At 62.9% G+C, this 22,262-nt stretch carries 23 protein-coding genes; 6 read left to right on the top strand and 17 right to left on the bottom strand.

The genetic code is table 11. The features are described from left to right. Positions 1–2 precede the first annotated feature (2 nt). On the bottom strand, positions 3–1,148 hold the full coding sequence (ctaA, locus tag ACP15O_RS12475) for a heme A synthase (protein WP_425096431.1): 1,146 nt from the start codon (positions 1,146–1,148) through the stop codon (positions 3–5). A 63-nt stretch (positions 1,149–1,211) separates the two neighbouring features. Beyond that, on the bottom strand, positions 1,212–1,955 hold the full coding sequence (locus ACP15O_RS12470; protein ID WP_425096430.1) for an RNA methyltransferase: 744 nt from the start codon (positions 1,953–1,955) through the stop codon (positions 1,212–1,214). A 126-nt stretch (positions 1,956–2,081) separates the two neighbouring features. Between ACP15O_RS12470 and ACP15O_RS12465 the strand changes: the two genes are divergently transcribed. After that, on the top strand, positions 2,082–2,699 hold the full coding sequence (locus ACP15O_RS12465) for a thiamine phosphate synthase (RefSeq protein ID WP_425096429.1): 618 nt from the start codon (positions 2,082–2,084) through the stop codon (positions 2,697–2,699). On the opposite strand, the gene lpxB is transcribed toward ACP15O_RS12465, so the two are convergent. The 12 genes from lpxB to pyrH all read right to left on the bottom strand — a co-directional run bounded on the left by lpxB (position 2,696) and on the right by pyrH (position 14,745). Next, the gene (gene lpxB, locus ACP15O_RS12460; protein ID WP_425096625.1) at positions 2,696–3,850 is read right to left on the bottom strand and encodes a lipid-A-disaccharide synthase; all 1,155 of its coding nucleotides are present in this window, start codon (positions 3,848–3,850) and stop codon (positions 2,696–2,698) included. The genes ACP15O_RS12465 and lpxB overlap by 4 nt on opposite strands. Beyond that, complete coding sequence (locus ACP15O_RS12455; protein WP_425096428.1) at positions 3,850–4,656, bottom strand: LpxI family protein; 807 nt, start codon at positions 4,654–4,656, stop codon at positions 3,850–3,852. The genes lpxB and ACP15O_RS12455 overlap by 1 nt, the downstream gene beginning before the upstream one ends. Beyond that, a complete protein-coding gene (gene lpxA, locus ACP15O_RS12450; protein ID WP_425096427.1) occupies positions 4,653–5,435 on the bottom strand; it encodes an acyl-ACP--UDP-N-acetylglucosamine O-acyltransferase in 783 nt (260 codons plus the stop codon). Before lpxA ends, ACP15O_RS12455 begins: the two co-directional genes overlap by 4 nt. After that, positions 5,435–5,899, bottom strand: a complete 465-nt coding sequence (gene fabZ, locus ACP15O_RS12445; protein ID WP_425096426.1) for a 3-hydroxyacyl-ACP dehydratase FabZ — start codon at positions 5,897–5,899, stop codon at positions 5,435–5,437. The genes lpxA and fabZ overlap by 1 nt, the downstream gene beginning before the upstream one ends. 66 nt (positions 5,900–5,965) lie before the next feature. Then, positions 5,966–6,544: an OmpH/Skp family outer membrane protein gene (locus tag ACP15O_RS12440; protein WP_425096425.1), complete on the bottom strand. Its 579-nt coding sequence runs from the start codon at positions 6,542–6,544 to the stop codon at positions 5,966–5,968. Continuing rightward, positions 6,544–8,946: an outer membrane protein assembly factor BamA gene (gene bamA / locus ACP15O_RS12435; RefSeq protein WP_425096424.1), complete on the bottom strand. Its 2,403-nt coding sequence runs from the start codon at positions 8,944–8,946 to the stop codon at positions 6,544–6,546. The genes ACP15O_RS12440 and bamA overlap by 1 nt, the downstream gene beginning before the upstream one ends. Positions 8,947–9,308: 362 nt before the next feature. Next, on the bottom strand, positions 9,309–10,649 hold the full coding sequence (gene rseP / locus ACP15O_RS12430; protein WP_425096423.1) for an RIP metalloprotease RseP: 1,341 nt from the start codon (positions 10,647–10,649) through the stop codon (positions 9,309–9,311). A 14-nt stretch (positions 10,650–10,663) separates the two neighbouring features. After that, positions 10,664–11,830: a 1-deoxy-D-xylulose-5-phosphate reductoisomerase gene (dxr, locus tag ACP15O_RS12425; protein ID WP_425096422.1), complete on the bottom strand. Its 1,167-nt coding sequence runs from the start codon at positions 11,828–11,830 to the stop codon at positions 10,664–10,666. Beyond that, positions 11,827–12,609, bottom strand: coding sequence for a phosphatidate cytidylyltransferase (locus ACP15O_RS12420; RefSeq protein ID WP_425096421.1), 783 nt, complete (start codon positions 12,607–12,609; stop codon positions 11,827–11,829). The genes dxr and ACP15O_RS12420 overlap by 4 nt, the downstream gene beginning before the upstream one ends. A gap of 4 nt (positions 12,610–12,613) precedes the next feature. Further along, positions 12,614–13,351 (bottom strand): isoprenyl transferase, encoded by a 738-nt coding sequence (locus tag ACP15O_RS12415; RefSeq protein ID WP_425096420.1) that lies wholly within the window; start codon positions 13,349–13,351, stop codon positions 12,614–12,616. 19 nt (positions 13,352–13,370) lie between these two features. Further along, positions 13,371–13,937 carry a ribosome recycling factor gene (gene frr, locus ACP15O_RS12410; RefSeq protein ID WP_425096419.1) on the bottom strand — a complete coding sequence of 189 codons (567 nt, stop codon included), beginning with the start codon at positions 13,935–13,937 and terminating at the stop codon, positions 13,371–13,373. Between the two features lie 58 nt (positions 13,938–13,995). Continuing rightward, positions 13,996–14,745, bottom strand: coding sequence for a UMP kinase (pyrH, locus tag ACP15O_RS12405; protein ID WP_425096418.1), 750 nt, complete (start codon positions 14,743–14,745; stop codon positions 13,996–13,998). Between the two features lie 152 nt (positions 14,746–14,897). On the opposite strand from pyrH, the gene miaA reads away from it, so the two are divergent. Continuing rightward, positions 14,898–15,773 (top strand): tRNA (adenosine(37)-N6)-dimethylallyltransferase MiaA, encoded by an 876-nt coding sequence (gene miaA, locus ACP15O_RS12400; protein ID WP_425096417.1) that lies wholly within the window; start codon positions 14,898–14,900, stop codon positions 15,771–15,773. 84 nt (positions 15,774–15,857) lie between these two features. Then, the gene (locus ACP15O_RS12395) at positions 15,858–16,676 is read left to right on the top strand and encodes a helix-turn-helix transcriptional regulator (RefSeq protein ID WP_425096416.1); all 819 of its coding nucleotides are present in this window, start codon (positions 15,858–15,860) and stop codon (positions 16,674–16,676) included. Here ACP15O_RS12395 and ACP15O_RS12390 read toward each other — a convergent pair. Both ACP15O_RS12390 and ACP15O_RS12385 read right to left on the bottom strand, forming a co-directional pair. Continuing rightward, positions 16,673–17,821 carry a cytochrome-c peroxidase gene (locus ACP15O_RS12390; protein WP_425096415.1) on the bottom strand — a complete coding sequence of 383 codons (1,149 nt, stop codon included), beginning with the start codon at positions 17,819–17,821 and terminating at the stop codon, positions 16,673–16,675. The two genes, ACP15O_RS12395 and ACP15O_RS12390, sit on opposite strands and share 4 nt — an antisense overlap. A gap of 115 nt (positions 17,822–17,936) precedes the next feature. Continuing rightward, positions 17,937–18,521: a lytic transglycosylase domain-containing protein gene (locus ACP15O_RS12385; protein WP_425096414.1), complete on the bottom strand. Its 585-nt coding sequence runs from the start codon at positions 18,519–18,521 to the stop codon at positions 17,937–17,939. A 207-nt stretch (positions 18,522–18,728) separates the two neighbouring features. Between ACP15O_RS12385 and ACP15O_RS12380 the strand changes: the two genes are divergently transcribed. Beyond that, positions 18,729–19,232 (top strand): single-stranded DNA-binding protein, encoded by a 504-nt coding sequence (locus ACP15O_RS12380; protein WP_425096413.1) that lies wholly within the window; start codon positions 18,729–18,731, stop codon positions 19,230–19,232. A 55-nt stretch (positions 19,233–19,287) separates the two neighbouring features. On the opposite strand, the gene ACP15O_RS12375 is transcribed toward ACP15O_RS12380, so the two are convergent. Further along, the gene (locus ACP15O_RS12375; RefSeq protein ID WP_425096412.1) at positions 19,288–19,428 is read right to left on the bottom strand and encodes a hypothetical protein; all 141 of its coding nucleotides are present in this window, start codon (positions 19,426–19,428) and stop codon (positions 19,288–19,290) included. Between the two features lie 46 nt (positions 19,429–19,474). On the opposite strand from ACP15O_RS12375, the gene ACP15O_RS12370 reads away from it, so the two are divergent. Next, on the top strand, positions 19,475–20,377 hold the full coding sequence (locus ACP15O_RS12370) for a GNAT family N-acetyltransferase (protein ID WP_425096411.1): 903 nt from the start codon (positions 19,475–19,477) through the stop codon (positions 20,375–20,377). Then, a complete protein-coding gene (typA, locus tag ACP15O_RS12365) occupies positions 20,340–22,157 on the top strand; it encodes a translational GTPase TypA (protein WP_425096410.1) in 1,818 nt (605 codons plus the stop codon). Before ACP15O_RS12370 ends, typA begins: the two co-directional genes overlap by 38 nt. Positions 22,158–22,262: the final 105 nt, after the last annotated feature.

Below are 22,262 nucleotides of genomic sequence, written 5' to 3'. Positions count from 1 at the left end.
GGTCAGGCTCCTTTGATTTTGTCAGCCACCGGATAGCCGGCCTGAAAACGCGCGCGCAGGATCAGCACCCAGACCAGCACCGCGATGATCTGGTGGGTCAGCGCCACATGGGCCTGCACGCCCGAAAACAGCACATAAATGCCCAGCCCCACCTGCCCCAGCACCGCGATAAAGGCCGCGGAAAAGGCCGCGCGGGTGCCCGCATGGGCCGATTTACGCCCCTTCAGCAGCGCCATCACCGCATAGATCGCCAGCACATAGGCCACGCAGCGGTGGATGAACTGCACCAGCCCCGGATTTTCAAAGAAGTTGCGCCAGACCGGCGTCAGATCGAAGGCCTGCGGCGGGACAACCTGCCCGCCCATCAAGGGCCAATCGGTAAAGCTCTGGCCTGCGTCGATCCCGGCGACCAGCGCGCCCAGCAGGATCTGCACAAAGGCCAGATGCAGCCAGCCCGTCGCGATTCCCCATTGTTTGGCCTCGCGGCTGCGGCGAGCCTGCATCAGGTCTCGTTCTTCGCGGCCCAGCAGGAACACGTACCAGGCGATAAAGCCCAGAATGATGAAGGCCAGCCCCAGATGAGTGGCCAGACGATAGCTGGCCACATCCAGCATCGTCCCCGTCAGGCCCGAGCTGACCATCCACCAGCCCACGGCCCCTTGCAACCCGCCCAAAGCGCCGATCAGCACCAGCCGTCCGGTCCAACCCACGGGGATCGCGCGCGCCGCCAGAAAGCCGGCAAAGCCCAGGAACCACACCAGCCCGATCACCCGGCCCAGCTGCCGGTGGCCCCATTCCCACCAATAGATGGATTTGAATTCCTCTAGGCTCATGCCACTGTTTTGCAACTGGAATTCCGGAATCTGCTGGTATTTTTCAAATTCAGACTGCCAATCGGCCGCGTTCATTGGCGGGATCGCCCCGGTGACGGGTTTCCATTCGGTGATGGACAGGCCGCTGTCTGTCAGGCGGGTCAGCCCGCCCACCGCGATCATCAGAACCACCAGCGCAAACAGCACCAGCAGCCAGGCGCGAATGCCGCGCCGGGCCCCGCGTTTGCCTTTGTCAATCATCCCGCCCGCAGGGGGCGTGCGGGTGCTGGGCGCCTCGTCCGAGACCTCTTCGAAGATACTGCGTTTGTCGCTCATGATGTGCCTTTTGGGTCGTCTCTGGCGCCAAATCTAGGGCGCATAAGGGGGTTCGTCCAGCGCTCAGCCGCGCTCTTTCCAGCGCACCATTTGACGCATGATCCCGTGCAGCATCTGCACATCCGAGCGCGTCAGCGGCATCCGAGACCACAAGTTGCGCAGCACGATCTTCATGCCCTCGGCCTTGGTTTCGGGGAAAAAGAACCCGGCGTCATCCAGACGGCCTTCGTAATGCTCGGCCAGTTTTTCGATCTCAAGGGTGCTGGCCCAGTCCGCGCCGGCCATTTCGGTCACCTCGGGGGTGATTTCAGCGGTCTGACGGCGCCATTCATAGGCCATCAGCAACACGCATTGCGCCAGGTTCAGGCTGGCAAATTCCGGGTTCACCGGGACCGAGATAATCGCGTTGGCCCGCGCAATATCGTCATTCTCCAGCCCCGCGCGTTCGGGGCCGAACATCACGGCCACCTTTTCCCCCGCGGCGATTTTTTCGGCGGCGATCTGCATGGCCCGTTCGGGCGTGACCACCGGCTTTGTCAGCCCGCGAGACCGCGCCGTAGTGGCAAACACATAGGTGCAATCGCCCACGGCCTCGGCCACGCTGTCGGCCAGGATTGCCTCGTCCAGCAGCCGCCCGGCCCCGCTGGCCAGCGCCACGGCGCGCTCGTTCGGCCAGCCATCGCGCGGGCAGATCACCCGCATCCGATCCAGCCCGAAATTCCACATGGCGCGCGCGGCCGATCCGATATTTTCGCCCATCTGCGGACGGACAAGGACAAAGGCAGGCTGAGGGGTCCCGGTGGGCATTGATCTATCTCCGATACTGACCGGGCGCTGATACGCGATGGGCGGGCTCAATTCCAGCCCCGCCCCCCATTTTCAAACGGAATTTTCCCCTGTATAGACGCCTCAAACCACCGACAGGAGCCCAAGATGGCCGAGACTGAGCACCCGCAGATCTACCTCATCACGCCGCCCGAGTTCGAACTGTCGCAATTCCCCAATCAATTGGCCCGCGTGCTGGACACGCATGAGATCGCCTGCCTGCGCCTAAGCCTGGCCACCCGCGACGAGGACCGCCTGCTGCGCGCCGGCGATGCCCTGCGCGAGGTCTGCCATGCCCGCGATGTGGCCATTGTGATTGACAGCCATCTGCTGCTGGTGGAACGGCTGGGGCTGGACGGGGTGCATTTGCTGGACGGGGCGCGCTCGGTACGCAAGGCGCGCAAGGAGCTGGGCGAGGATGCCATCGTCGGCGCTTTCTGCGGGGCCTCGCGCCATGACGGGATGAACGCGGGCGAATCCGGGGCGGATTATGTCTCGTTCGGGCCGGTGGGCCAGACGCCGCTGTTCGACGGCACCATCGCCGCGCACGAATTGTTCGAATGGTGGTCGCAGATGATCGAAGTGCCCGTGGTGGCCGAGGGGGCCCTCTCGGCCGATCTGGTCGCCGCGCTGGCCCCGGTGACGGATTTCTTTGGCATTGGCGAGGAAATCTGGAAATCGGACGATCCGGTTCAGGCGCTCAGCGACCTGAAGGCCGCGTTCTAAGCCTGCAATCCCTGCAACACCGCGCGGGCTGCGCGCAGACCGGGGGCCTCGCCGCCCTGGCCCAGACGCTCCATCGTCAGGCGCATCGCCTCGGCCTGACCGGCATCGCCCTGCAAGAGCGACAGAACAGCCGGCGCGATCCTTTCGGGCTTGCAATCGGCCCCGATGAATTCGGGAATCGTGCGGGTTTCGGACACCAGATTAACCAAAGTCACCGTGTCCACCTTGAGCATCCGGCCAATGATCTGACGGCTCAGCCAGTTCATATCATAGGCGATCACCATCGGTGTGTTTGCCGCCGCCAGTTCCAAAGAGACAGTGCCAGACGCCGCCAGCGCCGCATCCGCCGCGGCAAAACAGGCCGCTTTGCGCGCCAGATAAGCCTCTTTATCCTGGCCTTTGGGCGACAGAATGACCGGCGTGATCGGCCAGCCGGCCACCTGATCGCGCACCAGATCGGTGACATTGGCCGTGGTCGGGATCACCAGTTGCAAATCGGCGCGCTGCGCGTGCAGGCGCTGCACCACCTGCCCGAAAATCGGCGTCAGACGGGACACCTCGCCCCGGCGCGAGCCCGGCAGCACCATCAGCAAAGGCCGCGCGTCCAGCCCGTGCGCAGTGCGAAATTCTGCCGCCTGCTGTGCTGTCGCGACGGGCTCGGCCACCACCGGATGCCCGACGAAATCACAGGCCATCCCGGCGGCCTGCATATAGGGCGGCTCGAACGGAAAAAGCGCCAGCACCTGATCAATCACGCGCGCCATTTTCTGCGCCCGGCCCGCGCGCCAGGCCCAGACGGTGGGGGCGACGTAATGAACCGTGCGAATATCGCTGCGGTCTTTGACCAGCCGGGCCACACGCAGGCAGAAATCGGGGCTGTCGATGGTGATCAGAACGTCCGGTTGCAGATCCAGAACGGCCTGGGCCGTCTGCGCAATGCGGCGTTTCAAATGCCGGTATTTCGGCAGCACCTCGGCGATGCCCATGACCGACAGCTCATCCATGGGAAAGCGGCTGCGCAGCCCCTCGGCCGTCATCAGGGGGCCGCCGATCCCGTGGAATTCCACATCCACCAGGGATTTCAGCCCCGCCATCAAGGCCGCCCCCAGCTTATCGCCCGAGGCCTCTCCGGCGATCAGGAACACCCGGATCACAACACGCGCCCCAAGATGAAAACACTTTCCTTTTCAGCCTCTTGCAGGACACTCTTCGTGTCAACAATCAAAACCGATCCTGCCTGAAGCACGATCCCTTCAACCCCGGCGCGCGCGGCGTTTCGCAGCGTTTCAGGGCCAATCGCAGGCATATCCACGCGCAGATCCTGACCGCGTTTGGGGGCTTTGACGAAAACGCCCCTTGCCCCGCGCCGCAGATGTTTCGGCGTCTGCGCGACGAATTCCAGCAGCGCATCGGTGCCCTGAATCGTTTCGATCCCCAGGCACAGACCGCCCGCCACAACGCAGCCCTGCCCCACATCGACGGGCGAAAGCGCGCTGAGAATATCGGCCCCGCGCTCGGTATCTTGCAGCGCCGCGTGAGAGGGCTGAGGCCCCGCGAACAGCCCCTCGGGGACCGTCAGATCGGGCGCAATTTCATGGGCCCCGCGCACGGTAAACCCCTGTTCCTCGAATATCTGAACGACCAGTCGCAGCAGGGCATCATCCCCGCCCTGCATCGCCGCCAGCAGCCGTGGCGCCAGCGCCATCATCACCGGATCAAACCCCTGCGGGTCCAGCGGTGGGCGCGACATGGACCCGGCAAAGACCACCTCGGTGACGCCGCGCGCCTTTAGATCGTCAAACAGCGCGCCCATTTTTTCGAAGCGATGTTCATGGGTTACGCGGAAAAGCTCATGTGAAACACCCGCAAAGGTGATACAGACAGCCGCCGGCCGCGCCGCAGCCAAGGCCACCGGCAAGCCGCCACTGCCCGCCAATATCGCCAGCGTGTCGCTCATGCTTTGGGGGTCAGGAAAGATCGGTCAGTGGCGCCGGTGATGAACTCGACAATCTCGCGCACATAAGCGCTGTCGCTGTCCAGGGATTTGGCGCGCTCCATGAAGGTGCCCTCGCCCGCAGACAGGCGTTTCAGCGCCTCGCGCAGGGCCGAGATATCCGTCCGCGCCACGCCGCCCCGTTTCAGCCCAACCAGGTTCAGCCCATCCAGTTCACCGCGTTGTGCCTGCACCAGACCATAGGGCAGTACGTCCGCCGTGACCATCGTCACCGCCCCAATGATCGCACCGCGCCCAATACGGACCCATTGGTGAATGCCCGACAGACCGCCGATAATCACGTCATCACCGATGATGCAATGCCCGGCCAGAGCCGCACTGTTGACCACGATCACCCGGTCGCCGCAGATCACATCATGGGCCACGTGACAGCCGGCCATGAATAGCCCGTCATCGCCGACCTTGGTCAGACCGCCGCCGCCCTCGGTGCCGGTGTTCATGGTGACATGTTCACGGATGCGATTGCGTTTGCCGATGGACAGGCGGGTTTCCTCGCCTTTGAATTTCAGATCCTGCGGGATTTCTCCGATCACCGAGAACGAGAAAATCACCGTATCCTCGCCGATATCGGTCTGGCCGGTCACCACGACGTGGCTTTTCAGCTCGACCCGATCCCCCAGAACCACATTCGGGCCAACGATGCAAAACGGGCCGATCTTGACGTCCGCGCCCAGCTGCGCGCCAGGGTCCACAATCGCCGAGGGGTGAATCTGCGCGCTCATTATTGCGCCCCCAGATCCATCATTGCGGTGAACTCGGCCTCGGCGGCCATTTCGCCGTCCACCGTCGCCAGCCCCGAGAATTTCCACACCTTCCCGCCAGGTTTGCCGCGCGTGGTGGTCACCTGCATTTCCAGCACGTCACCGGGCACGACCATGCGGCGGAACTTGGCCTTATCGATGGCCATGAAATAGACCAGCATGTTCTTATCGGCCATATCCAGCGCGGTGCCCACGGTGATGGCGGCGGTCTGGGCCATCGCCTCGATGATGGTGACGCCGGGCATGATCGGCTTACCGGGGAAATGCCCCTGGAAATGCGGCTCGTTCATGGTGACGTTCTTGATGCCACGCCCGGATTTATACCCGTCGATATCGACCACCTTATCGACCAGAAGGAAGGGATAGCGATGCGGGATGATCCGTTGGATCAAGGCGATATCCGCGCTCAGCAACTGCTCTGACATGGGTGGGATCCTTTCTTTTCCTTGGCTTTCCAGTACCAAGATGGGCCGCGTGGGGCAAGCGCCGGGCTATTCGGAATCTTCGTTTGGCGTGGTTTGCTGCGCCAGATCCGAGCCATCCCCGATTTCCGCATTCAGACGCGCAATGGCCAGGTCCGTGATGTCAATCGCTCGCACGCTTAGGAAGACGGTGCGCCGTTCCACCACGACGGCGGCATTGGATTCGAACAGGATTTTTTCCAGCACGGGGCCAGCTGCCAGCAGAAACTGGCGGCGCACGGTTTCGGTGGACTGCGCCAGGGCACGGGATTTGGCGTTCTGCTCGGCGCGGATCTGTTCCACCTTTTCGTCAAAGGCATCGGCCAGCGACCTGAACTTGGCCGGCGGCAGAGTGGCGCGGCGCTCGGTCAGCTCTTTTTCCTCGGCGATAAGCTCGGCCTCGATCCGGCGGTTTTCGGCCTCAAGGATTTTGCCCCTGGCCTCGAAATCCTGGGCGAATTTCTGGCCGAACTGGGATTGCACGAACAACTGTTCGGAATCGATTGTCAGAACCGGGCTGTTCACTGCGCCCGACTGCGCGCCCGCCTGCCCGCCCAGCAAAAGAAGAAGGGCCAGCACCGCCAGCCCTTTTTCAATCAGATACCGCATCAGAAGGTGGTCGCGATGGTCAGGTTGAAGCTCTGCTCTTCGTCGAACTCTTCCTTTTTCAGCGCCTTCGAGAAGTTGAAGCGCAGCGGCCCGATGGGCGTGTTCCAGAACATCGACAGGCCGATCACATGGCGGGCCGAGAAATCGTCATACAGGACAGTCCCCGTGGCCGCGTCGCTGTTCGACACCCCCCAAAGCGAGCCGACATCGTAGAAAACGCCGCCGGTGATGCCGTATTCCTCGGGCAGGCCCAGCGGGAATTCAGCCTCCAGGCGGGCCACGGCAAACATGTCACCGCCAAGCGAGTCATTGATCCCGCCGGCCTCATCGTATTCACGCGGGCCGATCCCATCCGGCTCAAAGCCGCGCATGATACCCGAGCCAATGTTGAAACGATCGATTGACCGGCCGGTGGTGGTGCCGTTGTAATGGAACATCCCCGCCTCGATCGAGGCCCGCAGCGTGACCTCTTCGTGCCAGATCTTGGTCTGAGCGATGGCCTTGGCGGTGGTCTTGATATATTCCGCATCGCCGCCCAGCCCGGCATATTCCTGGCCGAACTCGAACAGCCAGCCGGCATTCGGATTCAGGCCAGTGCGGCGCGAATCGTAGGTGTATTTATACCCAACCGCGCTGGTCCACAGACCGCCCTGGTCAATCTCATCCGAAACGATACCGCCGACCGTTGCAAAGGTATCCACGACATTGCCATCGTCATCCAGCGTGCTGGATGCGACATGGCGCTCCATGTCGGACCACTGCCCCAGATAATAGACCCCCAGACGCCCGTTTTCACTGACGGGGAAGGACAGGCCAGGGCGGAAAGTGGCAATCGTCGTATCGTAATTGGCAAAGTTGCTTTCGGCCTCGCGGTAGCCGATATCAAAGCTGAAGGCCACGTTGCGCCCCAGGAAGGCGGGCTCGGTGAATTTCAGCCCATAGACCGCGTTATCCGTCGCCCCCGAGATCGACAGCGACAGTTTCTGCCCGCGCCCCAGGAAGTTATCCTCTTTGACGCTGACGATCACGCCGAGCCCGCCGTTGGTAGAATAGCTGCCCCCCAGCGAGAGCGAGCCCGTGGGTTTTTCCACCACATCCACGTCCACGATCACCTGATCGGGCGCCGAGCCTTCGCGCGCGTTCACCTTCGCGTCTTCAAAGAAGCCAAGCGCGCGGATGCGTTCCGCTGTCTGGCGGATTTCGCGCGGGTTGAAAGGATCGCCCTCGACAGTGCGGAACTGACGGCGGATCACCCGGTCCATCGTGGTGGTGTTGCCCTCGATGTCGATGCGTTCCACAAAAACGCGCTGCCCGCGGGTCAGGCGGAATTCCACGTCCAGCGTCAGATCGCGGTCATTGCGGGTGATGCGCGGCTCGATCCGGACAAAGTTCAGGCCCTTCTTGATCGCCAGACGCTCCATCCGCGAAATCGAGTTTTCGACCAGCGCCGGGTTATAGACAACGCCCGGTTTGATCTTAAGCACCGCCTGGAAATCCTCGGCATCGGCCTGGCTGATCTCTGAGGTGGTGGTGATCTGGCCGAAATGGAATTTCTGGCCTTCCTGAATGTTCACCGCCAGGAAATAGGCGTCGCGTTCCTCGGTCAGTTCGGCATTGGCGCCGGTGACGCGAATATCCACATAGCCGCGCGACTGATAGAAATCGCGCAGCACCTGTTTGTCGAATTCCACACGGTCCGCGATATAGGTATCGGCCCGCACCAGCCCGCGCAGCAGACCGGCCTGTTTGGTGGTCAGAACCCGGCGCAGACGACGATCCGAGAACGCCTTGTTCCCGATGAAACTGACCCGCTCCACCTCGATCACGCCACCTTCGAAAATCTCGAACACCACATCGACACGGTTGTCGCTGCGGCGGATGATCCGGGGGCTGACGCGGGCGGACAGGCGGCCCTCTTGGTTATAGGCCTCGGCCACCAGTGCGGCGTCGGCTTCGGCCACCGAGGGGCTGAACACGCGGCGCGGTTTGGACTGGATCAGGTTTTGCAGGTCTTCGTCCTTCAGGCGGCGGTTCCCCTCAAAGGACACGCGGCTGATCGTGGGATATTCGCGCACCGCGATCACCAGGGTGCTGCCGCGCGGGGTCAGTTCGACTTTTTCGAACAATCCGCTGCCGACGATACGCTGATAGGCGTCGTTCAGCTCGGCCGCGCTGACGGTTTTCCCCCGAGCGATTCCCGCAAAAGTCAGGATCGCGTCGCCGCCGATCCGCTGGTTGCCCTCGATCTGCACCGAGCTGAAGCGGTAACTCTGCGCCTCGGCCTGGGTTGGCAGCGCCGCGAAAGCGACTGCAAAACAAAGGAAAATCATCGCGCCCAGACGGCGCATCAGAGTGAAATTGATTGCGCGGTTATTCTGCCGCTCACCCGGAAAAGTGGTCATCGGTTAATCCAGTCAGACATCCCATTGGCCACCTGAGTACCGCCAAAGCCCTGCCTTGTCAAAACGGCAAAGCGCCCACCGGCGAGAACCGGCGGGCGCTTGACAAAGGGACAGACCCAAAGCGCCTAGAACGAGCGCCAATATGCTCCGACTGCCAGCGCCAGCATCAACGTGCCGACAACCAGGATACGATCCCAATTGAGCAACAAAAGCAGGCTCAAACCACGGGTTCCATTCTGAATTGCGTGCATCTTTCTAACCTTCAGAGCAGTTTTCTTAAGTCCTGCTTAAGGCTAGGCGGCAAAAACGGCGGAAATGGGGCGCAACAGCGGCAATCCGCTGACCGCGCCCCACCGTAAGGATCAGGGGCAGAACAGATCGTTGGACAGGGCGAACAGCATCACCGTCAGGATCAGCGCCAGCCCCACGGTCATCAGGATGCGCAGGGCTTTTTCGCTGGGGGCGCGGCCGGTGACGGCCTCGTAGGCGTAAAACACCAGATGCCCGCCATCCAGCACCGGCACCGGGAACAGGTTCAGCAGGCCCACGGCCGCCGACAGCACACCGATGAAGTAGATAAAGCTCTGCGTGCCCTGGCTGGCCATCGCGCCCGAGACCTCGGCAATGCCCAGGGGGCCGGACATGTTGCAGCTGCTGATCGCGCCGGTGATCATGTGATACAGCCCCGAGATCGAGCCCACCATGATTTCCCAGGTGATCGCCACACCGCCGATCAGCGCGCTGCCGAGCCCCGCGTATTCCGTGGCCGGTTCAAAGAACATGCCGCCGACGATGCCGATCCGCCATTTTGTCTCGAATCCACCATCGGGCTGCGGCTCGTCCACGCGGCGCGGGGCCAGGGTAAAAGTCAGCGTTTCCCCCGCGCGCCAGACCTCGACGACCAGAGGCTTGCCCTCGGCGGCCAGAACCGCGTCTTTCAGCTGGTCGAACACCTGAATCGGGGCACCATCCACCGTCAGGAACACATCGCCCACCTTCAGATCAATGTCATAGGCCGCCGATTGCGGCGCCAGTTGCGAGATGATCGGAGTCATCGGATGCGGAGCGGTCACGTCCAGCGTCTGCCCCGCGCGCTTGACCGTATAGGTCAGCGCCGATTGCACCGGCAGCGCATCGATCAGGTCATCCATCTGCCCGGCCTCGTAGGCGGACAGGGGCAGGCCCTCGATCGCGACAATCTCGTCCCCCTGCTCCAGCTGCACCTCATAGGGGATGGGCAGCACCTTGCCCACGGTCAGCGGATCCTTGATCACGCCGGTGGCCAGGCCAATCCCCGCAAAGATCAGAATAGACAGGATAAAATTGAACACCGGGCCGGCTGCCACCGTCGCCGTACGCGCCCACAAAGGCGCGCCTAGCATGGTATGGCGCTGCATGTCTGGGCTCATGGCGGCGACGGCGTCCTCGTCCGGGCCGCTGGCGGCATTCGCGTCGCCCAGGAATTTCACATACCCCCCCAGAGGCAGCGCGGCCATTTGCCAGCGCGTTCCGCGCTTGTCCACACGCGACAGCAGCACAGGGCCAAACCCTAACGAGAACACCTCGGCATGGATGCCAGACCAGCGCCCGACAATATAATGCCCGTATTCGTGAATCGCGACGATCACCGACAAGGCCACCACAAAGGCCACAATTGTCGTCAGAACCCCGCCAGCCGCGGGAATTGCGCTAAGAATATCCAAAGACCTGTTCCGTTTTACCTGTTCTTTATTGCCTCATCGGCCCGTATACGGGCCAGATGGTCTGCCTGCGCGACGTTATCAAGCGTAAAGCTGGCGCGAATAAGGCCATTATCGGATGACATTTGTGTCATCACCCGCTCGACGATCCGCGCCATATCCAGAAAGCCGATACGCCCGTCAATGAACCCATCCAGCGCCCGTTCCTTGGCCGCATTGAAAATCGCGCCCATCATGCCGCCGGTCTGCATGACCTCTTCGGCCAGGCGCAGGGCCGGATAGCGCGCGGGATCGGGCGCGCGAAAGGTGAACTGCCCGATCCGGGCCAGATCCAGACGTTCCACCGGCAGAGGGCGCCGCCGCGGCCAGTGCAGCGCATAGCCAATGGCGTGCCGCATATCGGGCGCGCCCACATGGGCCATCAGCGCCCCATCGTTGAATCCCACCAACGCGTGGATCATCGATTCAGGGTGAACCAGCACCTCGATCTGATCGGGGGTAACGCCGAAAAACTCTTTGGTTTCAATAACCTCAAGCGCCTTGTTAAACATCGAGGCACTGTCGATCGTGATCCGCTGCCCCATGTCCCAATTGGGATGCGAGGACGCCTGTTCCAGCGTCGCCCCCGCCAGTTTATCCAGAGGCCAATCGCGAAACGCGCCGCCGCTGGCGGTGATGATGATGCGCTCGACCGAGGCGATGTCTTCCCCCACCAGCCCCTGAAAAATGGCGGAATGTTCGCTGTCCACGGGCAGCACGGTGGCCCTATGATCGCGCGCCGTACCCATCAGCAAGGGCCCGGCGGTGACCAGCGATTCCTTATTGGCCAGCGCAAGCGTCGCGCCTTGTTCCAGCGCCTTCAGCCCAGGGGCCAGACCTGCCGCGCCGACAATCGCGGACATCACCCAATCGGCGGGGCGGGTGGCGGCCTCGGTCAGGGCTTCTTGCCCGGCGGTGGCCTCAATCCCCGTGCCGGACAGGGCCGCCCGTAACTCTGGCAGCAGTTCTGGATGTGCCGTGACGGCCACCTCGGCCCGCAGGGCAATCGCATCCCGCGCCAGCTGCGCGATATTGCGCCCGCCGGTCAGCGCCACCACATCGTAATCGTGCGGCGCGCGCGCGATCAGATCCAGCGTGTTCTGCCCGATGGATCCGGTGGCGCCGAATATGGAAACCCGTCTCATTGCGCCCCCGGATGGAATCCGATCACGGCGCTGGCGATCAGAAACAGCAACAGCGCGCCCAGCATCCCGTCAAACCGATCCAGCAGCCCGCCGTGGCCGGGAATCAGGTTCGAGCTGTCCTTGACCCCGGTTTTCCGTTTGATCGCGCTTTCGGCCGCGTCCCCCATCTGCGAGGCAAAGGACACCAGCACGCTGATCCAGATCAGGCTGCCCCCTGCCCCGGTCTGCCGCATGAACAGCAGCGCCAGGGCCGCCGCCGCCAGCCAGCCCGCAATAGTGCCCGACCAGGTTTTCTTGGGGCTGACCCTGGGCCAGAATTTCGGCCCGCCAATGATGCGCCCGGCGAAATACCCCGCCACATCCGTGACAATCACGATGCCCACCAGCCACAGCATCCACAACACGCCGAAATCCAGCCGCAGCACGATTGCCCCCAGACAGGCCAGCAGGATGGCAGGCATATAGGACAGGTAAATCGCGCGGTGCCGTTTGACAAAGCTCAGCCCGACAATGGCCGGCGCCACCAGCACCGGCACCGAGAACATCGGCGGCAGGTACACCGCCAGCAGAACCGCCGCGCAGGCCAGAGCGCCCAGCTGCACCGCCGCCGCAGGCGTGTCCGGCTGCAACATGCGCACCAGTTCCCACACCATCAGCCCGCAGACGGCCGCCAGCAGCAGCGTGAACACCAGCCCGCCCTGCATGATTGCGAAGGCTCCGACCGCCAACATGCCAATCGCGGACAGCACGCGCGGCAGCAAATCATCCCATTTCGTCATTTTCTCAGACCTTTACCCCGCCAAAGCGCCGATCCCGATTGGCATAGCTGCTGACGATCTGTGCGAACACGTCCTTGGAAAAATCCGGCCAGAGCGTGTCGATGAATTCATATTCCGCATAGGCCGATTGCCACAGCAAGAAGTTGGAAATCCGCGCCTCGCCGCTGGTGCGGATCACCAGATCGGGGTCGGGCAGCACGCAGGTATCCAGGTATTTGGGCAGGGTTTCCTCGTCCACGCTGGCCGGATCCAGACGGCCCGCGGCCACGTCCTCGGCCAGGCGTTTGGTGGCGCGGGCGACCTCGTCCCGGCCGCCATAATTCAGCGCGATCGTCAGATGCACCTTATCGTTGCCCGAGGTCAGCTGCTCTAGCTCGTCCATCAGGGCGATCAGTTTCTTGTCCAGCTTCACCCGGTCCCCGATGAAGCGCACGCGCACACCTTCGGCCAGCAGGGCGCGGGCCTCCTTGGTGATGTAGCGGCGAAACAGGCTCATCAGGCCAGCGACCTCAACCTGGGTGCGCTTCCAGTTCTCAGTCGAGAAAGCGAATATTGTCAGATACTTGACGCCCAGATCGGGGCAAGCTTCGACGATCTCGCGCACCCGGCGTGCCCCGGCATGATGGCCAAACAGGCGCGGTCTGCCCCGCGCCTGTGCCCAACGCCCGTTCCCGTCCATGATAATCGCCACATGGCGCGGACCGGCCTGCAAATCGGCTGTCTTTGAGGTATCGGCGGCCATAAAGCCCCCTTCCCGGTCGTCAGACCTGCATGATTTCCGCTTGCTTGGTCTCCAGCGCCTTATCGACCAGCGCGATATGCGAGTCCGTAAGATCCTGCACCTCGGATTCCCAGAATTTCTGGTCGTCCTCGGACATGCCGCCCGATTTGGCCTTCTTGATCTGGTCCATCCCGTCGCGGCGCACGTTGCGGATCGCGATACGGGCGCGTTCGGCGTAATCGCCGGCCACTTTGGTCAGCTCGCGGCGGCGTTCTTCGTTCAGCTCGGGGATGGGCAGCATGATGATCGTGCCGTTCAGCTGCGGGTTGATGCCCAGCCCGCTTTGACGAATGGCCTTTTCCACGGCGCCGACCATGGATTTGTCCCACACGTTGATGGTGACCATGCGCGGCTCGGGCACGTTGACGGTGCCGACCTGGTTGATCGGAGTCATCTGGCCGTAGGCTTCGACCTGGATCGGATCCAGCATCGAGGCCGCCGCCCGCCCCGTCCGCAACGAGGCAAATTCGTTGCGCAGCGCGTTCATGGCGCCATCCATCCGGCGCGACAGATCGTCAGTGTCGATCATGATTTCTTCGTCAGACATGTTTGCTCTTCCTGTTTGCCCGCTTTCCGGGTCTGAGTGCCTTTGTGACAGGTTACCCTTAACCCGTCACCGTTGTATAGGTGCCTTGCCCGGCCAGAATACCCCGGAAGCCGCCCGGCTCGTCCAGAGAGAACACGATGATCGGCAGGTTATTGTCGCGGGCCAGAGCAATCGCGCTGGCATCCATCACGCCCAGATGCTGCGCCAGTACATCGTCATAGCTGACCGTATCAAACCGCGTGGCGTCATCGAATTTGACCGGATCCTTGTCATAGACGCCATCCACCTTGGTGCCCTTGAAGATCGCCTCGCAGGCCATTTCATTGGCGCGCAACGTGGCGGCCGTGTCGGTGGTGAAATAGGGGTTGCCGGTGCCGGCGGCAAAGATGCACACCCGCTTTTTCTCAAGGTGGCGGACGGCGCGGCGGCGGATGTAGGGCTCGCAGACCTGATCCATCGGGATGGCGCTGATCACACGGGTAAAGACGCCCAGCTGTTCCAATGCGGCCTGCATTCCCAGCGCGTTCATCACCGTGGCCAGCATCCCCATGTAATCGGCGGTCGTGCGCTCCATGCCTTGGGCGCTGCCTTGCAGCCCGCGGAAAATATTGCCGCCGCCGATGACCATGCAGATCTCAACGCCCATATCGTGGACGGATTTGACCTCGCGCGCGATGCGTTCCACGGTGGGCGGGTGCAGGCCAAACCCCTGGGGGCCCATCAGCGCCTCCCCCGAGATTTTCAGCATCACCCTTTTATACTTGGTGTCAGAGGGCAGCGCGGCGGGGGTTTGGGCGTCATCGGCCATGGGGTGCTCCGGTTAAGGCAATTCTGATTGCGCGCAAAATGTCGGAAAATGCCGCCGGGTTCAATCCGAGAGTCCCGTTTGGGCACGATTTCCGGCAGCGGCGGGTCCACGGGTGCTTTGCCAATCGGATACAGACAGGCTATGGCGGGGGCATGATCGAGCTGACGCAAATTCCCGGCACCCGGCCGGTGCTGATCGCGGGGCCCACGGCCTCGGGGAAATCGGCGCTGGCGATGCAGATCGCGCGCGATGCGGGCGGTGTGATCATCAATGCCGATGCGCTACAGGTCTATGAGAACTGGCGGGTTCTGTCCGCCCGCCCCTCTGCCGCAGATGAGGCCGAGCTGCCGCATCGCCTGTACGGGCATATGGCCGGAAACGCAGAATATTCCGTCGGCCACTGGCTGCGCGAGGTGGCGCCGCTGCTGCACGGGCCGGACCGGCCGATTATCGTGGGCGGCACGGGGCTGTATTTCACCGCGCTGACCCAGGGGCTGGCTGAAATCCCCGCCACGCCGGCACATATCCGCGCCCAGGCGGACCAGATCGTTGCAACCCACGGCCATCAGCCCCTGCTGGAAGCGCTGGACCCCGAAACCCGCGCGCGGATCGACACGCTGAACCCGATGCGCGTCCAGCGCGCCTGGGAAGTGCTGCACGGCACCGGCAAGGGCCTGGCTGCCTGGCAGGACGCCACGCCGCCGCCTCTGCTGCCGCTGGATCAGACCACGCCGATTGTGTTCGATGTGGACAAGGACTGGCTGAACGCGCGGATCGCCCGCCGGTTTGATCTGATGCTGCAAGAAGGCGCCCTGGACGAGGCCCGCGCCAACCTGCCCGATTGGAACCCCGCGCGGCTGTCCTCCAGGGCGATCGGCGCGCCCGAACTGATCGCCCATCTGCGCGGTGCGCTCAGCCTTGAGGGCGCGCGCGAGGCCGCCACCATCGCGACCCGCCAGTTCGCCAAACGCCAGCGCACCTGGTTTCGGTCAAAAATGAAGTCCTGGGCGCGTTTCCGCCCAATTTGACTCAGTTCAGACTTTACAAATCACGACTATCTGCCTCAGACTTCCCGCAGTCACACGGATTTTCAATAGTCGAAACACAGCAATATGCCCTCAGAGCCGCCCCCCCCGGCCGAGATCCGGATTTCCTCGATTGCGCAGCTGACGCGCGGCGGAGCCTGGCACCTGTCCGAACTACATGACCGCGATCACGATCTGCTGCTGTGGGTCACCAAGGGCCAGGGGCTGGCCATTTTACAAGGCATTCGGCGCGGGGTCGGGGCGCATAATGCCTTCTATATTCCGGCCGGAACGCTGTTTTCGCTGGATCTGGGGCGCACCGGGTTTGGCATCGCCGTACGTGTGCCCCACGATCCGGCGCTGACGCTGCATGACGCCCCGATGCTGCTGCGTATTCGCGAGGTCCACGCCCAGTCCGAACTGACCGGCCTGCTGGACGCCCTGCAACGCGAGTTGGAACACAACGCCCCCTTTGTAGACGAGGCCGCGCGCGCCCGTGTGGCCCTGATCTCGGTCTGGATGCGGCGGCAGGCGCTGGCGCTGCACGGCCCAGACGAACCCAAAATCACCGCCGGGCAGCGCCTGGTGCAGGCTTTCTGCGCGCTGGCCGTGCAAGAGTTCCGCACCGGCAAAACCATGGCGGAATACGCAGGGATGCTGGGGGTGACCGCGACCCATCTGTCGCGCGCCTGCCGCGATCATACCGGGCTGACGGCCGCCGATATTCTGACCCGCCGCAGCCTCTATGAGGCCCGCAAACTGATCGAGACCACGCAAACGCCGCTAAAGGCCATCAGCGAAACTCTGGGCTTTGGCAGCCCTGCGTATTTCTCGCGGTTCATGTTGCAGCACACCGGCCAGAGCCCCAGCGACCTGCGCCGCGCCGGCGGGAAACCCGGCGTCTAGCGCGCGGTTTCGGGATCGGACAAGAGCGGCTCGTACCGGGCGTCCGTCAGCGTTTTCAAGAAAGCCACCAGCGCGTCGATCCGCGCATCCTCAAGCGCGGGGCCGGTTTCCAGTTCTTTCACCGAGATATTCTGCGCCACCTCGGGCGCGCCCCAGACCTGCCCGGTTTCGGGATTGATCTGACGGGCCTCGGCGCGGGAATTATACTTGTTATAGAACAGGATGACGGTGCGCAGATCGGTGAAAACGCCATTGTGCATATAGGGGCCGGTCACCGCGACATTGCGCAGGGTCGGCACCTTGAATTTCCCTGCATTTTCAGGTGCATCCACGTTGTTTTTCAACCCGTTATCGACCAGAGAGCGCCCCAGATCCTCTTGCAATTCTGGGTTCCGGGGCACGCCGATATTGTGATATTCGTAATTCGAAAATGTCTCATCCGCGGCCACGGGGCTGGTGCGCAGCTGGTGGCACAGGTTGCAGTTGGTGAACTGCTGCGAGAAAAACAGCAGCCGGCCCAGCTCTTCTTCGCGGGTCAGCTCTGCCTCGCCGCGCAGGAAACGGTCATATTTGGAATCGAACGGGGCAAATAGCTCGGTCTGTTCAAAAGCCGCGATCGCGTCCGTCATGGCATCATATCCGGTGTCCGCATCGGCCAGCACATCCGGCGCATAGAGCGCGGCAAAACTGTTCACATAGCTGGGATTTTCCCGCAGCCGCGCCACCACCGAGGCCCTATCCGGCATCCCCATTTCCACCGGGTTCAAAGGCGGCCCGCCCGCCTGTCCCTTCAGATCCGCCGCGCGCCCGTCCAGAAACTGGCCGCCAATCCATTTGCCCTGGGCGTTTTGGTGAAACCGGGGCGAAAAAGCCGCATAGCTGGCTGTCGGCGCATTACGATCCCCGATCGAGCTGCCATCATCGCCCAAAGAGCTGGGCATATCCGCCAAAGTCCCGCGCGGATCGGCAAACCCGGTTTCGGGATCATGACACGAGGCGCAGGCCTGCGTACGGTTCCGCGACAGGTTCACATCGAAAAACAGAGCCTCACCCAATGATGCGCGGCTGTCATAAAGCTGCGGCGCCTGTGCCCAGGCCGCCGCGCACAGGCCCAGCCCCGCCGCAATCGCCAGTATCCGGCTCATATTCCGATTCCCTTGTTAAATGGCTAACGCGGTTCTACCCGGCCCGCCTGGCTCTGCTTTGATCCAGAACAAGTTGCTGAGTGTTTTAGTCAGATATGAGCGATACCAACCGGGGTCAACTCCCCCAGATGACATCCACATAGTTGCGCGTTTCCGCATAGGGGGGCACGCCGCCATATTTGCGCACCGCCTGAGGCCCCGCATTATAAGCGGCCAGAGCCAGCCGCCAGGATCCGAAGTCGCGGTATTGCTGTGCCAGATAGCGCGCGCCTCCGTCCAGGTTCTGATAGGGGTCCAGCGGGTCCACCCCCAGCAAACGCGCCGTCTGAGGCATCAGCTGAGCCAGCCCCAGCGCGCCCTTGTGCGATTTGGCATCCTTGTTGAACCGGCTTTCCTGATGCACTAGCCGCAAGAACAGCTCTTCTGGCACACCGTGGCGCTGCGCGGCCGAGCGCGCCATGTCCAAAAACGGCCCGCGATACGACCCCGAATACAGTTTGGGGCCCCATTTCGTGGGCGTGTGCACCGTCTGCGGCTGCAACCGTACGCTTGAATTATATTGCTGCGCGGCGCGGGTATCCAAAACCTTGGTCTGCGATTTGAACAGCCGGGTGCGCGATTTCGACGAGACCACATCCGCCTGCGCCACACCCGTGGTCAGAATGGCCAGGGCAATGATCAGGCTCAGGACTTTGCGCATGGTGAGGCCCCCGCATCGGTTTCGCTCGTCGGTTTCACGATGCGCAGTTTATCCGCGTTTTTGCAGATTACCACCCCGGCCCGCCGGATCGGCAAACGCTTGCCCACTGCGCGGCGCCGCCGCGCGGGCCGATCCGCGGTTTGAAAACTTTACCTTTCCGGACGACCATGGTGTAAGCAGGGTCAAACGAGTCGACGGGAGAGACAGATGGCCGGATCGGTGAACAAGGTAATTCTGGTGGGCAACCTGGGCCGCGACCCCGAGGTGCGCAGCTTTCAGAACGGCGGCAAAGTGTGCAACCTGCGCATCGCCACCTCGGAAACATGGAAAGACCGCAACACCGGCGAGCGGCGCGAACGGACCGAGTGGCACTCGGTCGCGATCTTCCAGGAGGGGCTGGTCCGCGTGGCCGAGCAATACCTGCGCAAGGGCTCGAAAGTGTATATCGAGGGCCAGTTGCAGACCCGCAAATGGCAAGACCAGTCCGGCCAGGACCGCTACTCGACCGAGGTGGTTCTGCAAGGCTTTGGTGGCACGCTGGTGATGCTGGATGGCCGCGGCGAAGGTGGCCAGGGTGGCGGTGGCTACGGCGGCGGCAGCCAAGGCGGTGGCGGCTATGGCGGCGGCTACGATCAGGGCGGCCCGTCCTATGGGGGCGGCCAGCAGGGCGGCGGCTCGCGCAGCGATCTGGACGACGAGATTCCGTTCTAAACCGCCCCACCCCGGAAAAGCACCGCCCGCAAGCCCCCCGCTTGCGGGCTTTTTGTTACCACCACACCCATTCGATCGCCCACAGGATCACGGCCACGGGGACAGACACCGCGCTGGCGATCAGCGTCAATGCCCAGACCGTCAGCCGAGGTGTCAGGGCACGGACGCCCAAAACGCGAGTTTCTTTTTGGTTCATGTCCAATGTTAACCATGATTTAGGTTTTCATTGCGTTAACAGAGGGATGAAACCCACCCCCCTGCAACAATCCGTTCAGTATGAAACCGCACTGCGCAAAATCGGCACAGATCTCAGCCGTGACACTGGCGTGCTGCGGCTGCACAAACGGCTGGCCGGGCTGCCTGTCACCTATGTTCCGCGCGGCATGGGCGCGCTGCACGGCCTGACCGTGATCAATGCGCCCGATCCGCAGGCCGACCGGCATCTGCACGCGCAGGGCTGTATCCCCGTCGTGACGCCTCAGACCCTAGCCATTATGGACCTGACAGCAAAGGACGCGGACCGCCGGGCCGCGCAGCATGGGAAATGGCGCAATCGGCTGAGACGTGCCGAGGCTGCGCCGCTCAGGATCACGCAGGGCCCGTTCGATCCGGCGCACCATGGCTGGCTGTTGCAGCATGAGACGGCGCAACGGCAGGCGCGGGGCTATCGCGCGCTGCCGCACGCATTTGTGACCGCCTATCCTCGGCAGGACACCCTGTTGATCCAGGCCCTGCATCAGGGCCAGCCGGTCGCCGCGATGCTGTTCTTGCTGCACTCTTCTGCGGCCAGCTATCATATCGGCTGGGCCAGCCACGCAGGGCGACGCCTGAATGCGCATCCCCTGCTCTTGTGGCGGGCCGCTCAGCTGCTGCACCGGCGCGGCTTTGCCCAATTGGACCTGGGCACGCTGGACACCCAAAGCGCCCCCGGACTGGCGCGGTTCAAGCTGGGATCGGGCGCGCGCCCCGTTGTTCTGGGGCATAGCTGGCTGCATTTGCCGCTTGTCTCGCCGCTGTTGCGGGCGATCCGGCATTGGGGCGGCATTCCCTCTGGCCTTTTGCGCAAAGGCAGTATAGGCGGACCCCGAACAAGTCAGGATACGCCTCATGGATCTGCGCAACATCGCCATTATCGCCCACGTTGACCACGGGAAAACCACCCTGGTGGACGAATTGCTGAAACAGTCCGGGGCCTTCCGGGAAAACCAGGCCGTCGCCGAGCGCGCGATGGACAGTAACGATCTGGAACGCGAACGCGGCATCACCATCTTCGCCAAACCCACCAGCGTGGAATGGAAAACCACCCGCATCAACATCGTGGACACCCCCGGCCACGCCGATTTCGGCGGTGAAGTCGAGCGGATCCTGAGCATGGTGGACGGTGTTGTCCTGCTGGTGGACGCCGCCGAGGGCCCGATGCCGCAAACGAAATTCGTGACCTCGAAGGCGCTGGCCCTGGGTCTGCGCCCGATCGTGGTGCTGAACAAGGTGGACAAACCCGATGCCGAGCCCGACCGCGCCCTGGACGAATGTTTCGATCTGTTCGCCAGCCTGGGCGCGGATGAGGACCAGCTGGATTTCCCGCACATGTATGCCTCGGGGCGCAACGGCTGGGCCGACGCCGATCTGGACGGGCCGCGCAAGGATCTGCACGCCCTGTTCGAACTGATCGTGAACCACGTCCCCAAGCCCAAGCAGCTGACCCGTCAGGACGAAGATTTCCGGATGCTGGCCACCACGCTGGGCAGCGATCCGTTCATGGGCCGCACCCTGACAGGCCGCGTCGAATCCGGCACCGCCAAGGTGGGCGCGACCGTTCAGGCGATCAGCCGCATCGGCCAGAAGATCGAACAATTCCGCATCACCAAGATCCAGGCGTTCCGCGGTCTGGCCATGCAGGAAATTGACGAGGCCGTCGCCGGTGACATCGTAACCCTGGCCGGGATGGCCAAGGCCACCGTGGCCGACACGATCTGTGCTCTGGCGGTCGAGGAACCGCTGGACGCTCAGCCCATCGACCCGCCCACCATCACCGTGACTTTCGGCATCAACGACTCGCCCCTGGCAGGCCGCGACGGCAAAAAGGTGCAATCGCGCGTCATCCGGGATCGCCTGATGAAAGAGGCCGAATCCAACGTCGCCATCAAGATCGGCGAAACCCCCGGCGGTGAGGCGTTTGAGGTTTCGGGCCGTGGCGAACTCCAGATGGGGGTTCTGATCGAAAACATGCGCCGCGAAGGGTTCGAGCTGTCGATTTCGCGCCCGCAGGTGATCATGCGCGAAGAAAACGGTGTCCGGATGGAGCCCGTCGAAGAAGCCACCATCGACGTGGATGACGATTACTCGGGCGTCGTGATCGAAAAACTGACCAGCACCCGCAAGGGCGAGCTGGTGGAAATGAAACCCGCCGGCGCTGGCAAAACCCGCATCGTGGCGCATGTGCCCTCGCGCGGGTTGATCGGCTACCATGGCGAGTTCCTGACCGACACCCGCGGCACCGGCGTACTGAACCGCGTGTTCCACGGCTGGACCGAACACAAGGGTGCCATTCCCGGCCGCCGCGCGGGCGTTCTGATCTCGATGGAGGACGGGGACGCCGTGGCCTATGCGCTCTGGAACCTGGAAGATCGCGGGAAAATGTTCATCGGCGCGCAGGCCAAGGTCTATCAGGGCATGATCATCGGCGAGCACAGCCGCGACAATGACCTAGAGGTCAACCCGCTGAAGGGCAAGAAGCTGACCAACGTGCGGGCCTCGGGCTCGGATGAGGCGGTGCGCCTGACAACCCCTGTCACCCTCTCGCTGGAAGAGGCGATCGCCTATATCAACGATGACGAACTGGTCGAGGTGACACCGAATGCGATCCGCCTGCGCAAACGCTATCTGGACCCGCATGAACGCAAACGGATGGCGAAACAGGCCTGATCCGGGGGCCGCCCGGCAACGGGCGGCACATTTTCTGCGCAAAAATGCACAAATCCCGGCCTTGCCGGGATTTTTTGTGCGCGATACTTTCCCACCAAACGGAGG

The sequence above is a fragment of the Youngimonas ophiurae (nom. illeg.) genome, from assembly GCF_049803795.1.
Classification (GTDB): domain Bacteria; phylum Pseudomonadota; class Alphaproteobacteria; order Rhodobacterales; family Rhodobacteraceae; genus Thalassobius.
This window is presented reverse-complemented; position numbering and strand designations above follow the sequence as displayed.